This is a genomic window from Acinetobacter baylyi DSM 14961 = CIP 107474 (assembly GCF_000368685.1).
Classification (GTDB): Bacteria; Pseudomonadota; Gammaproteobacteria; order Pseudomonadales; family Moraxellaceae; genus Acinetobacter; species Acinetobacter baylyi.
In genome coordinates this window covers 326,729-342,514 of the sequence record NZ_KB849623.1, presented here as the reverse complement: position 1 = coordinate 342,514, position 15,786 = coordinate 326,729, and the positions used below count along the sequence as shown (strand labels likewise).

9 protein-coding genes are annotated in these 15,786 nt (G+C 42.3%); 8 read left to right on the top strand and 1 reads right to left on the bottom strand.

Features of this window, described 5'->3' with window-relative positions; genetic code table 11:
• The first annotated feature begins 192 nt into the window (after window positions 1-192).
• From rpoB to F952_RS01540, 3 genes are all read left to right on the top strand, one after another.
• Window positions 193-4,281, top strand: a complete 4,089-nt coding sequence (gene rpoB, locus F952_RS01550; RefSeq protein ID WP_004718475.1) for a DNA-directed RNA polymerase subunit beta — start codon at window positions 193-195, stop codon at window positions 4,279-4,281.
• Between the two features lie 88 nt (window positions 4,282-4,369).
• The gene (gene rpoC / locus F952_RS01545; RefSeq protein ID WP_026056991.1) at window positions 4,370-8,563 is read left to right on the top strand and encodes a DNA-directed RNA polymerase subunit beta'; all 4,194 of its coding nucleotides are present in this window, start codon (window positions 4,370-4,372) and stop codon (window positions 8,561-8,563) included.
• A gap of 246 nt (window positions 8,564-8,809) precedes the next feature.
• On the top strand, window positions 8,810-9,166 hold the full coding sequence (locus F952_RS01540) for a YMGG-like glycine zipper-containing protein (RefSeq protein WP_004920598.1): 357 nt from the start codon (window positions 8,810-8,812) through the stop codon (window positions 9,164-9,166).
• Window positions 9,167-9,212: 46 nt separating this feature from the next.
• Here F952_RS01540 and F952_RS01535 read toward each other — a convergent pair whose 3' ends face one another.
• On the bottom strand, window positions 9,213-9,698 hold the full coding sequence (locus tag F952_RS01535; RefSeq protein WP_004920596.1) for a DUF4442 domain-containing protein: 486 nt from the start codon (window positions 9,696-9,698) through the stop codon (window positions 9,213-9,215).
• 120 nt (window positions 9,699-9,818) lie between these two features.
• On the opposite strand from F952_RS01535, the gene F952_RS01530 reads away from it, so the two are divergent.
• The 5 genes from F952_RS01530 (at window position 9,819) to htpG (ending at window position 15,750) form a co-directional block, all read left to right on the top strand.
• Window positions 9,819-10,694: an alpha/beta fold hydrolase gene (locus F952_RS01530; RefSeq protein WP_004920594.1), complete on the top strand. Its 876-nt coding sequence runs from the start codon at window positions 9,819-9,821 to the stop codon at window positions 10,692-10,694.
• Window positions 10,695-10,813: 119 nt separating this feature from the next.
• Window positions 10,814-12,235 carry a Na+/H+ antiporter family protein gene (locus F952_RS01525; protein WP_004920591.1) on the top strand — a complete coding sequence of 474 codons (1,422 nt, stop codon included), beginning with the start codon at window positions 10,814-10,816 and terminating at the stop codon, window positions 12,233-12,235.
• Window positions 12,236-12,513: 278 nt separating this feature from the next.
• On the top strand, window positions 12,514-13,140 hold the full coding sequence (locus tag F952_RS01520) for an OmpW/AlkL family protein (RefSeq protein WP_004920588.1): 627 nt from the start codon (window positions 12,514-12,516) through the stop codon (window positions 13,138-13,140).
• A 232-nt stretch (window positions 13,141-13,372) separates the two neighbouring features.
• Window positions 13,373-13,723 (top strand): lysozyme inhibitor LprI family protein, encoded by a 351-nt coding sequence (locus F952_RS01515; RefSeq protein WP_004920584.1) that lies wholly within the window; start codon window positions 13,373-13,375, stop codon window positions 13,721-13,723.
• A gap of 104 nt (window positions 13,724-13,827) precedes the next feature.
• The gene (gene htpG, locus F952_RS01510) at window positions 13,828-15,750 is read left to right on the top strand and encodes a molecular chaperone HtpG (protein ID WP_004920581.1); all 1,923 of its coding nucleotides are present in this window, start codon (window positions 13,828-13,830) and stop codon (window positions 15,748-15,750) included.
• The last annotated feature ends 36 nt before the right edge of the window (window positions 15,751-15,786 follow it).

The following is a 15,786-nucleotide window of genomic DNA, read 5'->3' as shown; positions in this document are numbered from 1 at the left end:
AACCATCAATTTTAAAAATAAATAAACACAATCAAACGCTTAGCAATATTTTTCCATTTTAAAAATATTGCTAAGCGTTTTGTACCACTGAAATTTGCAGCATTTGTATAAAAGTGGTGGTCATATCGACCTGCGTAATTCCTTCTAAGTTCGTTCTGCAGGCGGACTTAGTTTACTTTCCGAGGACTCCAGATGGCATACTCATATACCGAAAAGAAACGGATCCGTAAGAATTTTGGTAAATTGCCCCAAGTCATGCATGCTCCGTACCTGCTCTCGATTCAAGTCGACTCGTACAGAACATTCTTGCAAGACGGCAAAACACCAAAAAATCGCGAAGATATCGGTCTCCAAGCTGCATTTCGTTCAGTTTTTCCTATTGAAAGTTATTCGGGCAATGCTGCTTTAGAATTCGTTGAGTATAGTCTTGGTAAACCAGAGTTTGATGTTCGCGAATGTATTCTTCGTGGCTCAACCTTTGCGGCACCAATGCGCGTTAAAATTCGTTTGATCATCAAAGATCGTGAAACGAAATCTATTAAAGACGTACGTGAACAAGAAGTGTACATGGGTGAAATGCCACTCATGACTGAGAATGGTACCTTTGTGATCAATGGTACTGAGCGTGTAATCGTATCTCAATTACACCGTTCACCAGGCGTATTCTTTGACCATGATAAAGGTAAAACGCATTCAAGCGGTAAAGTGCTTTATTCAGCACGTATCATTCCTTACCGTGGTTCATGGTTAGATTTTGAGTTTGATGCTAAAGATTTAGTCTTTGTACGTATTGACCGTCGTCGTAAATTGCTTGCGACTGTTGTGTTACGTGCATTGAGCTATAGCAATGAACAAATTCTGAATATGTTCTACGAAAAAGTACCTGTATATCTTGATATGGGTAGCTATCAGATTGACCTTGTGCCTGAACGTCTTCGTGGTGAAATGGCTCAATTTGATATCGTGGACAATGATGGTAAAGCCATTGTTGAACAAGGTAAACGTATTAATGCTCGCCATGTACGTCAAATGGAAGCTGCTGGTTTAACTAAACTTCCAGTTCCAGATGAATATTTGTATGAGCGTATTACTGCTGAAGATATCGTACTTAAAGACGGTGAAGTAATTACTGCTAACACTGTATTAAGTCATGAGATTTTGGTCAGAATTGCTGAAGGTGGTATTAAACAATTTAATATCCTGTTCACCAATGACATCGATCGTGGTTCTTTTGTTGCTGACACCTTACGTGCAGATACAACATCTGGTCGTGAAGAAGCGCTTGTAGAAATCTACAAAGTGATGCGTCCAGGTGAGCCACCAACGAAAGAAGCGGCTGAAAACTTATTCAATAACTTATTCTTCTCTACAGAGCGCTATGATTTATCGCCTGTGGGTCGTATGAAGTTTAACCGTCGTTTGGGTCGCCCTTACGAAGTAGGTACAGATCAGAAGTCTCGTGAAGTAGAAGGTATTCTTTCTAACGATGACATCATCGATGTACTGAAAACACTGGTAGAAATTCGTAACGGTAAAGGTGAAGTCGATGATATCGATCACTTGGGTAACCGTCGCGTACGTTCTGTTGGTGAAATGACAGAAAACCAATTCCGTGTTGGTTTAGTTCGTGTTGAACGTGCTGTTAAAGAGCGTTTAAACCAAGCTGAAACAGATAACTTGTCTCCACAAGATTTGATCAATGCGAAACCAGTTGCTGCTGCAATCAAAGAATTCTTTGGTTCAAGCCAATTGTCACAGTTTATGGATCAAAACAACCCATTGTCAGAAATTACACACAAACGTCGTGTATCAGCATTGGGACCAGGTGGTTTGACACGTGAACGTGCAGGCTTTGAAGTGCGTGACGTACATCAAACTCACTATGGTCGTGTATGTCCAATTGAAACTCCTGAAGGACCAAACATTGGTTTGATCAACTCGCTTTCTGTTTATGCAAAAGCGAACAACTTCGGTTTCTTGGAAACACCATACCGTCGCGTTGTTGATGGTCGTGTAACAGATGATGTTGAATATTTATCTGCAATTGAAGAAGTAGGTACTGTTATTGCACAGGCCGATTCTGCATTGGATAAAGATGGACATTTAACAGAAGACTTCGTTTCAGTACGTCACCAAGGTGACTTCGTTCGTATGCCACCTGAAAAAGTGACGCATATGGATGTATCTGCTCAACAGGTTGTATCTGTCGCTGCATCACTTATTCCATTCCTTGAACACGATGATGCCAACCGTGCATTGATGGGTTCAAACATGCAACGTCAGGCTGTTCCTACATTGCTTGCTGATAAACCACTTGTGGGTACCGGCATGGAAGCAAACGTAGCGCACGACTCTGGTGTATGTGTGATCGCGAAACGTGGCGGACGCATTGAGTTTGTAGATGCATCACGTGTGGTTATTCGTGTCAACGAAGATGAAATGATCGCGGGTGAAGCAGGTGTAGATATCTACAACTTGATCAAATACACGCGTTCAAACCAAAACACATGTATTAACCAAAAAGTGCTTGTGAGCATGGGCGATAAAGTCGGCCGTGGTGACGTTCTTGCTGATGGTCCATCAACTGATGGTGGTGAATTAGCATTGGGTCAGAACATGCGTGTCGCGTTCATGACTTGGAACGGTTATAACTACGAAGACTCGATTTTATTATCTGAACGTGTTCTTCAAGAAGATCGTTTAACGTCAATTCATATTCAAGAATTATCATGTGTTGCACGCGATACGAAGTTAGGTGCGGAAGAAATCACTGCCGATATTCCTAACGTAGGTGAAGCAGCGTTATCTAAACTTGATGAATCAGGTATTGTTTATATCGGTGCTGAAGTTGCAGCGGGTGATATTCTTGTTGGTAAAGTGACACCTAAAGGTGAAACACAATTAACCCCTGAAGAAAAATTACTTCGTGCAATCTTTGGTGAGAAAGCAGCAGACGTTAAAGATTCATCTTTACGTGTTTCTTCAAGCGTTAAAGGTACAGTCATCGACGTTCAAGTGTTTACACGTGACGGTATCGAGAAAGATGAACGTGCTCAAGCGATTGAGAAAGCGCAACTTGATGCTTATCGTAAAGACTTGAAAGAAGAATTCAAAATCTTCGAAGAAGCTGCTCGTGAACGTATTATCCGTTTGTTAAAAGGCCAAGAGTCAAATGGCGGCGGTACGACCAAGCGCGGTGATAAGCTATCTGAAGATGTATTGTCTGGTTTAGAGCTTGTTGATCTTTTAGAAGTTCAACCAACAGACGAAGGCATCGCTGAACGCTTAACTCAAATTCAAGTGTTCTTGAAAGAGAAGAGCTACGAGATTGATGAGAAATTTGCTGAGAAAAAACGCAAACTTTCTACAGGTGATGAGCTTACAACAGGTGTATTGAAAGTTGTTAAAGTTTACTTAGCTGTAAAACGTCGTATCCAGCCTGGTGATAAAATGGCGGGTCGTCACGGTAACAAAGGTGTTGTATCAAACATCTTGCCTGTTGAAGACATGCCGCATGATATCCATGGTGTTCCAGTTGATGTCGTACTTAACCCATTGGGTGTACCATCACGTATGAACGTGGGTCAGATTCTTGAAACTCACTTAGGTATGGCTGCAAAAGGTCTTGGCGATAAGATCGACAAGATGATGAAAGAGCAACGTACCGTTCTTGAGCTTCGTGATTTCTTAGACAAGATTTATAACAAAGTTGGTGGCGAGCAAGAAGATCTTGATAGCTTAACTGATGAAGAAATCTTGGTGTTATCAGGTAACTTGCGTAAAGGTGTTCCTTTAGCTACGCCAGTATTTGATGGTGCAGAAGAAAGTCAGATCAAAGAGTTACTTGAGCTTGGTGGTATCTCACGTACAGGTCAAACAGTATTGTATGACGGACGTACAGGTGAGCGTTTTGACCGCCCAGTAACTGTTGGTTATATGTACATGCTCAAGTTGAACCATTTGGTTGATGACAAGATGCATGCACGTTCTACTGGTTCTTATTCACTTGTAACTCAACAACCGCTTGGTGGTAAAGCACAATTCGGTGGTCAGCGTTTCGGTGAGATGGAAGTCTGGGCACTAGAAGCTTATGGTGCTGCTTATACACTTCAAGAAATGCTTACTGTGAAGTCGGATGACGTTGAAGGTCGTACTCGCATCTATAAGAACATCGTAGATGGTAACCATTATATGGATCCGGGTATGCCTGAATCGTTTAACGTATTGACCAAAGAGATCCGTTCTTTAGGTATCAACATTGAACTGAAAAATGGTGACTAAGCGTTAAGCTGACTCAGATTTTTCAGGAAAAACAGTATTTGTGACCCAGCCGAGTGAGCGAATGCTCCTCGGTATACGGAGAAATAAATTGAAAGACTTGCTCGATATCATGCGTAAGAAAACGGACTCAGACGGTCACACACCGATTGAGTTTGACCGTATTCGTATTGGTCTTGCGTCACCAGAAATGATTAAGTCATGGTCTCACGGTGAAGTTAAAAAGCCTGAAACCATTAACTACCGTACTTTTAAACCAGAACGTGATGGTTTGTTCTGTGCCAAAATCTTTGGTCCAGTAAAAGATTACGAATGCTTGTGTGGTAAATACAAGCGTATGAAATACAAAGGCGTCATTTGTGAAAAATGTGGCGTTGAAGTAACAACTGCAAAAGTTCGTCGTGAACGTATGGGTCACATCGAGCTTGCATCTCCAGTGGCTCACATCTGGTTCTTAAAATCATTGCCAAGCCGTATCGGTTTGCTACTTGATATGACACTACGTGATATCGAACGTGTATTGTATTTCGAATCTTACGTAGTAACTGATCCTGGTATGACTCCGCTTGAGAAATATCAGCTTTTAACCGACGAAGAATATTTCAACGCGCTTGAAGAGCATGGCGATGAATTCTCTGCCAAAATGGGTGCAGAAGCAGTTCAAGACTTGTTGAAAGATATCGATCTTGAAGCTGAAATTTCACGTCTACGTGAAGAAATTCCACAAACAACCTCTGAAACGAAGTTGAAAAAAGCGTCAAAACGTTTGAAATTGATGGAAGCTTTCAAAGAGTCGAACAACAAGCCAGAATGGATGGTGATGAATGTATTGCCAGTACTTCCGCCAGATCTACGTCCGCTTGTACCACTTGAAGGTGGCCGTTTTGCGACATCTGATCTAAACGATCTTTACCGTCGTGTGATCAACCGTAACAACCGTTTGAAGCGTCTTCTTGATCTTGCGGCGCCAGATATCATCGTACGTAACGAAAAACGTATGTTGCAAGAATCTGTAGATGCATTGCTTGACAACGGCCGTCGTGGTCGTGCGATTACTGGTTCGAATAAACGTCCATTGAAATCTTTGGCAGATATGATCAAAGGTAAACAAGGTCGTTTCCGTCAGAACTTGTTGGGTAAACGTGTTGACTATTCTGGTCGTTCGGTCATTACCGTAGGTCCTACTTTACGTCTACATCAATGTGGTCTTCCAAAGAAAATGGCACTTGAGCTCTTCAAGCCGTTTATTTTTGCAAAACTACAGGCATCTGGTCAGGCAACCACCATTAAAGCTGCGAAGAAAATGGTTGAACGCGAAACCCCAGAAGTATGGGACGTTCTTGCCAACGTGATTCGTCAGCATCCAGTGATGTTGAACCGTGCGCCAACACTTCACCGTTTAGGTCTTCAAGCGTTTGAACCGATTCTGATTGAAGGTAAAGCGATCCGTCTACACCCACTCGTCTGTGCTGCGTTTAACGCCGACTTCGACGGTGACCAAATGGCGGTACACGTGCCATTGACACTTGAAGCACAGCTTGAAGCCCGTGCCTTGATGATGTCGACCAACAACATCTTGTCACCGGCCAACGGTGAGCCGATTATCGTTCCTTCTCAGGACGTGGTCTTGGGTCTTTACTACATCACCCGTGATGCAGTCAATGCCAAAGGCGAAGGCATGATGTTTGCTGACACACACGAAGTTAACCGCGCGCTTGCAACCGGTCAGGTGGCTATTCACGCACGCGTAAAAGTTCGTGTTCACCAAACCGTAATCAATGAAGACGGTCAACGTGAAAAGCAAACTATTGTTGTGGATACTACACCAGGTCGCTGCTTACTTTGGGAAGTTGTTCCTGAAGGCTTGAGCTTTGAAATGATCAACCTTGAGATGACTAAAAAGAACATCTCGAAGTTAATCAACTCGTGCTACCGTAAGCTCGGTCTTAAAGACACGGTTATTTTCGCCGATCAGTTGATGTATCTTGGCTTCCGTCAAGCAACACGTTCAGGCGTTTCTGTTGGTATGGAAGACATGGTCATTCCACCGCAGAAGCAAGCGATTATCGACAAAGCAGAAACTGAAGTTCGTGAAATCGAAGAGCAGTTCGAGCAAGGTTTCGTAACCGCAGGTGAGCGTTATAACAAAGTGGTCGATATCTGGGCGCGTACCAACGACCAAGTTGCAAAAGCGATGATGGACAACTTGTCTTTCACCAATGTGAAAAACAAGCAAGGTCAAGACGAGAAACAAAAATCGTTTAACAGCATCTATATGATGTCTGACTCGGGTGCCCGTGGTAGTGCGGCGCAGATTCGTCAGTTGGCGGGTATGCGTGGTTTGATGGCGAAACCAGATGGTTCGATCATTGAAACGCCAATTAAGGCAAACTTCCGTGAAGGTTTGACGGTACTTCAGTACTTTATTTCAACGCACGGTGCGCGTAAAGGTTTGGCCGATACCGCATTGAAAACTGCAAACTCGGGTTACTTGACACGTCGTCTTGTTGACGTTGCGCAGGACTTGGTGATTACCGAGCCAGATTGTGGCACCATGGGTGGTCTGGTGATGACACCATTCATTCAAGGTGGTGACGTGATCGAGCCATTACGTGACCGCGTATTGGGTCGTGTAACGGCAGAAGACGTACGTCGTGCATCTGACAATGAAATCGTATTGCCTCGCGGTACGCTCATTGATGAAAAAATCGCAGCTCAGCTTGAAGAAGCGGGTGTCGATGAAGTTAAAGTCCGTTCAGTCATTGCATGTGAATCTACATTCGGTGTGTGTGCAAAATGTTATGGACGCGACCTTGCACGTGGTCATCAGGTCAACCCTGGTGAGTCTGTTGGTGTTATGGCTGCCCAATCAATTGGTGAGCCAGGTACACAGTTAACCATGCGTACCTTCCACGTGGGTGGTGCGGCAAGCCGAACTTCTGCTGCAAACAGTGTTCAAGTACGTAATAAAGGTACGGTTCGTTTCCATAACGTAAAAACTGTACAGCATGCAAAAGGTCACTTGGTCTCTGTTTCACGTTCTGGTGAAATCGGTATTGCAGATGAGTTAGGTCGTGAGCGTGAACGCTATAAACTTCCTTACGGTGCAAGCATCTTGATTAAAGATGGTGAAGCTGTAGAAGCTGGTGGTATTGTGGCGACTTGGGATCCGCATACGCATCCACTCGTAACAGAAGTAGCAGGTAAGGCACGTTTCAGCCAAATCGCGGATGGCGTGACTGCAACATCGAAAACTGATGATGCAACAGGTATGACTACTGTTGAAATCTTGCCTGTAACAGCACGTCCTGCGTCTGGTAAAGATTTACGTCCTGCGATTGTACTGGATACAACGGATGGTGGTGAACAGTTCTACTTCTTGCCACAAAATACCATTGTGACCGTTCGTGACGGTGAAACGATTGGTGTAGGTGATGTACTTGGTCGTGTACCACAAGAAACTTCACGTACACGTGATATTACCGGTGGTCTTCCACGCGTAGCTGACTTGTTCGAAGCGCGTAAACCGAAAGAACACGCGATCTTGGCAGAAGTGTCTGGTATCGTGAGCTTTGGTAAAGAAACCAAAGGTAAGAACCGTTTAGTGATCACGCCTGATGATGGTTCTGAAATTTACGAAGAATTGATTCCAAAATGGCGTACCATTAACGTGTTCGAAGGTGAGCATGTCAACCGTGGTGAAACCATTTCTGATGGTCCGCAAAACCCACATGACATCTTGCGTTTGAAAGGCGAAGTCGCATTGACCAATTACATCGTGAACGAAGTTCAAGACGTTTATCGTCTCCAAGGTGTAAAAATCAACGACAAACATATTGAAGTCATCGTACGTCAAATGTTGCGTAAAGTGGACATCACCGATGGCGGCGATACCAGCTTCATCAAAGGCGAACAAGTGGATTACATCCGTGTTGTTCAAGAGAACCAAGCAGTCTTGGCGCAAAACAAATTCCCTGCGAAATTTGAGCGTCAATTGATGGGTATTACCAAAGCATCGCTTTCGACTGACTCATTTATCTCGGCTGCATCGTTCCAGGAAACAACGCGCGTGTTAACCGAAGCGGCTGTTACTGGTAAAGAAGATGATCTACGCGGTCTCAAAGAGAACGTGGTGGTGGGTCGTCTGATCCCAGCAGGTACAGGTCTCGCTTATCATCTAGAGCGTCGTCGTCAGGAAGCGGAAGCGGCAGAGTTTGAACTGCACAACGACTTCAGCGAAGTCGATCAAGCGTTTAGTCAAGCATTGAACCAAGAACAGTTCTAATCTGAACAGATCATAAAGAAAGCCACCTTCGGGTGGCTTTTTTTTATCGTGTTATATTGCTTGATATATCCATTTAACGCTGCGTTGTTGTTAAAGCGCTCACCAGCTTTAGTCATTGATAAGTTATGCAATATATTGCGATAGTAGTTACAAAACTCCTGCACTTTTTTGTAGGAATTAACATTTTGACAAGTATGAGTTCACAAAAAATGCTTATGCTGAGTTGAAAGAAAGGAGGATCTTTTCATGAAAAAGACAATAAGTTTAATTGCTACAGCACTCGTTTCAACTGTACTGCTTGCAGGCTGCCAAAACATGAGCCCATCTGATCAACGTATTGGTGCAGCAGCACTCGGCGGAGCAGTTGGTGGTGGTGTAGGTAACCATGTCGGTGGTGGTTTAGGTGCAGGTGTAGGCGCAGCTGCCGGCGCAGGTGTAGGATCAAATGCCAAAGGTGGTAGCAGTAATACCACCACCAGTAGTGCAGTCGGTGCTGGTATTGGATCTGTGGTGGGTAAAGCTATTTTTGGCGGCGATAGTGGTGCTGCGATTGGTGGCGCGATTGGTGGTGGTGCAGGAGCCGCAATTCAAGAGAAACGCTAAAAGCTCTATATGTCTATCAGAAAAAGACGACACTAAGTCGTCTTTTTTAATGCTGATAAGGCTTGGGCTTCTTACGTCTAATGTATAAAGTCTTGTGTACCTCGGCGATGCGTAAACCTGACTCATCAAAAATATTCACTACATAATTACGGATGACGGGTGCATAATTTTCTGCAAGTTCTTTGACATGATTGATTTCATTGGCATCGAGACGTATGTCTGCATATACCGTACTTCTGCCAGGAGCTAAGAAGTTAATTGTCGCTGCTTTATCCCACACGATATATTTTGAGCCTAAATGATGCATTAAGATCAGCATGTAGAACGGATCAACCATTGAGTAAAGACTGCCGCCGAAATGTGTCCCCACGATATTTTGATTTTTACGAGTCAGTGGCATTTTGACGCGAATATAGTAGTTGGCTAGATCAATCTGATCAATTTCAATCCCCGCACCGCGATAAGGGGAATATCGATTGATCATAAATTTGGACACCATGGGTATGGTTTGAAGTTGTTTTAAAATATTCATATCGGTCAATTGTTTTTATATCGTGATTATTCATACTAGATAACTATCACTAATATGGCATTGATGGCAATGCCCAATCTGACTAACAATATGGTCAATCAAAATAAAAAGGAAACGACAATGCATCCACAGATTCATACCGTCCAGACCTCAGATCATCAATTCTTATGTGCGAAAACTTGGGGAAAACCTGAACTTCCAGCATTAGTTTTAGTGCATGGCTATCCAGATAACCAAGAAGTGTGGGAGCCGATCATTCACGAGTTAATCAACGAGTTTTATATCGTCACGTATGATGTTCGAGGTGCGGGTGAGTCTAGTATTCCAAAACATATCCGTGATTATCGTCTTGAACGCTTATCCTTAGATCTGGAAGCAGTGGTTAATCAGTTATTGGGTCATCGTCCATTTCATCTGGCTGCACATGATTGGGGATCCATCCAAACATGGGAGTCAGTGACAGAACCTAGATTCAAAGATCGCATACTTTCTTATACGACTATTTCTGGCCCTTGTCTGGATCATGCTGCGATGTTGCTAGGTGATGAAATCAAACAAAATCCAGTAGGATTTTTGAAAAAACTGTCTAAATCATGGTATATCGCAGCATTTCATTTACCGTTACTTGCACCTACGGTGTGGCAATTTCTTACTGCAAAACAATGGGCCAAAGTCTTAAGTGGTCTTGAAAAAAAATCAAATTTACCACTTAACCACAATATTGCAAAAGATGGAAAATATGGCATCAATTTGTATCGTGCCAATTTTATCCCTGCGCTGACCAAACCGCGTGAGCGTTATGCTCAGTGCCCTGTACAGGCCGTTGTTTTGACACGTGATGCTTTTGTCAGTCCTGATTATATTTTAAAGGAAATGCCAAAGTGGGTAGATCAATTTGAATACGTAGAACTTGATGCAAACCATTGGGCTATCCTGAGTCAGCCACAAACGATTGCCAAGTATATTGCAGGTTTTGCACAACGACATCCTGTATAGGTTATCTTGGAATCATCAGGAGACGACATTGAAGTGGTTTGACTAAATAGTGAATTATCCAGAATCATGAAAGTGAATCTGCTAAAATATCGCCCTTTTATGTTGTCTAACCTGAATTCATGAATGCTGTTGTTATTGCGATTGCCGTGATGTTTATCTTGTCACTGGCACGAGTTTCTGTTGTTTTAACGTTGGTAATTTCTGCTGTTGTTGGGGGATTGGTTGCAGGATTAAGCTTGTCTGATACCGTTCAGGCATTTAATGCTGGACTCGGAGATGGCGCTGAAGTGGCACTTGCCTATGCAGTTTTGGGTGCATTTGCGCTGGCATTGTCTAAATCTGGATTACCTGACTTACTGGCACATAAGCTGATTGGCTTACTGGGGATGGAAGCCAGCAAGAGCCGAGAAAAGAAAGTTAAATTTCTTCTGCTTGTGATTTTATTGATAGCCGCTATTTTTTCACAAAACCTGATTCCTGTGCATATTGCATTTATTCCTGTGCTGGTGCCACCTTTACTCAAAGTAATGAACCATCTGAAGTTGGATCGTCGCGCGGCGGCATGTGTACTGACCTTGGGATTGGTAGGTACCTATATCTTTTTACCTGTTGGTTTCGGCGCAATTTTTCTAGAGCAGATTCTAATGGGGAATATCAACAAGATTGGTACTCAATACGGCCTGCATGTCGATCGCTGGATGATGCCAATGGGCATGGCAATTCCAGTGGTTGGAATGGTGGTAGGAACATTGGTTGCCGTGTTTATCAGTTATCGAAAACCACGTCATTATCAGGATCGCGCTGTAGCACGCGTGACCAGCATTGATCTGGATAAGCCACTTCGCTCAGACGAGCATGTGACCCACAATTTACGTGAAGATGCAGAAGAACTGAAACATGAAGCAGAACAAGTGCCTTATATTTCAAAGAAAACCATGTTGATGGCGGTCATCGCAATTGCGCTGACTTTGGTCGCCCAGTTGTATTCAGGTTCGATGATTTTAGGTGGATTGGTGGGTTTTGCTGTCTTATCCACTGCAGGTATTTTCAAATGGCAAGATGCCGATGATGTCTTTGTGCAAGGTATGCGCATGATGGCACTCGTAGGATTTATCATGATTTCGGCAGCGGGTTTTGCATCAGTGATGACGCATACAGGCGATATTGGTCATCTGGTCAATGGTGTTGTTCATATCATTGGTGATAATCGTGCTTTAGCTGCATTTCTCATGCTGTTTATTGGTTTGTTTGTGACGATTGGTATTGGTTCTTCATTTTCAAGTGTGCCTGTATTGGCGGTTATCTATGTACCTTTGTGTGTACAGTTTGGCTTTTCACCACTCGCAACCATTGCACTCATTGGAACCGCAGCAGCATTAGGTGATGCGGGTTCACCTGCTTCTGACTCAACCTTGGGGCCTACAGCAGGGTTAGGTGTTGATGGGCAGCATGATCATATTTGGGATACGGTGATCCCTACTTTTGTTCACTTTAATATTCCGCTGTTGATATTTGGATGGATTGCCGCAATGGTGCTTTAAAAAGCACCATTTTTTTAAGTTATTAATCAGAGTAAATTGCTCTGATTAATATCAATTCTGATTTATTCACTTGGTTTAATTTATATAAAATAAATAAAATATAAAATCATATTAAAATGGTATGGATTTATTTTAATTCATACTAAAATGCTATGTTTAAAATAAATATTTATATAAAACAAATTATTAAAAATATTGTTGTTAATTAATTTATAATCCATATTGCATTAAATTAAAATAGATGTTTATTATTATAAAAGAAGTTGAGGGGTAGTAAAATGTTAGGTAAATTATTTGTTGTAGCATTAATGGGTTTGTCATCTTCTGTATTTGCAGGTGGTTGGCAAGTTAAAATTGGTGGTAGTGTTTTAGCGCCATCAAAAGACAATAATACTTTGGCTGATGGTGCGGTAACCAATGCAAAAGCCGATCATGCTTTTAGTTTTACCCCATCGATTGAATATTTCTTCGGTGATACGAATATTTCTTCAGAGTTATTATTGGCGACACCATTTAAGCATGATGTCACTGCCAATGTCGCGGGTGGGCCATCTGAAACAATTGCATCATTCAAGCATTTACCGCCTACATTAACGGTGAAATATAACTTTAAAAATTCAACAGGTTTTACGCCATATATAGGTATAGGCGCAACAGCCGTGATTGCCTGGGATGAAGAGACCAAAGGTTCACTGACAGGCACTGAACTTAAAGCAGAAAATGCATACGGTATCGCGGGTCAGGTCGGTTTTAATTTTCAACCTGCCGATGCTAAAAACTGGGGTGTTTTTGCCGATGTGCGTTATGCCGATGTAGGCTCTGAACTGAAATGGAATGGCCAGAAAATTGGTACGTTGGAAGTCAATCCATGGGTTTACAGTGTTGGCTATAGTTATAAATTTTAACCAGCGACCGAACAAAATAAACCGTACAACATAATTAAAAGTAAATCAGAACAATAACCCAATAATAATAACGATAATGTGCAATCGGCGATTTAGACCTTAATGGAGAGCTTAAGGTCTTTTTTTTTCACTTTTCAAAGATACATAGTGTCACATATTGTGGTGAAAAATTACTAAACATCCTATTGGCTTTTTCTAATCTAATAGGAACCATCTTGAAGAGACAATTAGAATGAAAGCTTCAATTCAACTTATCACCATATTCATAGGTGTAGCACTCAGCGGAGCTGCTTCTGCGGCAAGTTTTCCATGTAACAAAGCACAGTTGCGTTCAGAAAAAACCATTTGCCAGACACTTTCTCTCAACGATGCTGATGTCAAAATGGCAACCACCTATAATATTATTTTACATGCGTTGCCTATGGGCGGACGTGATTCAGAGAAAGGTGCACAATATCAGTGGCTCAAACAGCGTAATGCGTGTGGTTCAAATGTAAGTTGTTTAACCGCCAGTTATGCCTCACGCCAACAACATTTAGACAGTATTATTCAAAATCGGATTTTAAGCCAAGGGCCGTTCTGATTGATCAAAAAATCTTAAGCAGCCCCATTGAAAAAAGCATAGGGCACTCCAATACATATGGCATTACATAAAAAGATGTCGCTATAGATTTTAAGGAGTGCTTTATGACTGAACAAACAGCAACACAGAATTATAGTTTTCAGGCGGAAGTTGCACAGCTTTTGCATCTTGTGACCCATTCATTGTATTCCAATCCAGAAATTTTCCTGCGTGAATTGATTTCGAATGCTTCTGATGCCTGTGATAAATTACGTTTTGAAGGAATTAATCATCCTGAATATTATGAAGATGATGCCAACTTACGTGTTCGTGTGAGTTTAGATAAAGAAAACAAAACGATCACTATTTCAGATAATGGTATTGGTTTAAGTCAGCAAGAAGCGATTGATAATCTGGGAACCATTGCAAAATCGGGCACCAAAGACTTTATGTCGAAACTCACGGGTGACCAAAAATCAGATGCACAACTGATTGGTCAGTTTGGTGTTGGTTTTTATTCTGGATTTATTGTTGCGGATAAAATCACGGTAGAATCACGTCGTGCGGGTTTACCTGCAAATGATGGTGTGCGCTGGATTAGTGGCGGTACAGGAGATTTTGAAGTACAACAAATCACCAAGGATTCACGTGGAACAAGCATCATTTTGCATTTACGCGATGATGCATTGGACTATCTGGATGCATGGAAAGTTAAACAGATTATCAATAAATACTCTGACCACATTAGCCTGCCTATTGAAATGCAAAAAGAAGTCTGGCAGGAAGAAGAAGTCGCGGAAGGCGAAGAGCCAAAAGGCGGTCAGTATGTAAAAACAGACGAGTGGGAAGTCATCAACTCGGCAAGTGCCTTATGGACACGCAGCAAAAATGAAATCAGTGAAGAGCAGTATATTGAGTTTTACAAAAATTTGACTCACGACTTTGACGCTCCTTTAGCTTGGTCACATAACCGCGTAGAAGGCAATACCGAATACACCCAGTTACTTTATATTCCTGCCAAAGCATCGAGTGATATTTTCACCCGTGAAGCCAAAGCAGGTATTAAGCTGTATGTGAAGCGTGTGTTTATTATGGATGATGCGGATAATCTGATTCCAAACTATTTGCGCTTTGTTAAAGGTGTCATTGACAGTGCAGACTTGCCACTCAATGTGAGCCGTGAACTTTTACAAGAGAGCCGTGATGTTAAAACCATTCGTGAAGGCAACACGCGCCGTGTATTGACTTTACTGGATGGTCTGGCCAAATCTGAAGATGAGAAAGATCAGGAAAAATTCAAGACTTTCTATCAAGAGTTTGGTTCTGTACTCAAAGAAGGTTTAGGTGAAGATTTTACAAATCGTGAGCGTATTTTAAAATTATTGCGCTATGCGACATCAAATCAGGACGAAATCTCGACCTCATTTGCCGATTATAAAGCACGTATGAAAGAAGGCCAAAAGGCCATCTATTATGTGAGTGCTGATAGTTTGGCTGCTGCCAAAAATTCGCCACAGCTTGAATTATTTAAGAAAAAAGGCATTGAAGTATTACTGATGTCTGAACGTGTAGACGAATGGGCAATGAACTTCGTACATGAGTTTGATGGTACACCTCTACAAAATGTGTCTAAAGGCGCGGTAGATTTGGGTGACCTGCAAGATGCCGAAGAAAAGAAAGCATTGGAACAGGCAGCAGAACAGTTCAAACCTGTGGTGGATAAACTCACAGATGCTTTAAAAGACAAAACCAAAGAAGTACGCGTGACTACACGTCTAGTAGACTCGCCAGCATGTTTGGTCACCAGTGATGGTGAGTTGTCTCCTCAACTGATTCGTATGCTGAAACAGGCGGGTCAGGCTGTACCAGAGAGCAAGCCGATTTTAGAAATCAATCCTGAACATCCTTTGGTACAAAAACTAGAAGGTTCGGCTCAGTTTGATGATTTGGCCAATGTCATTTTCGATCAAGCTGTGATTGCAGAAGGTGGTTTACCAGAAGATCCTGCGGCTTATGTCAAACGTATTAACAGCTTACTGTTAAAATAAAACATTTAAAAAACCGATCTAGTATCGGTTTTTTAA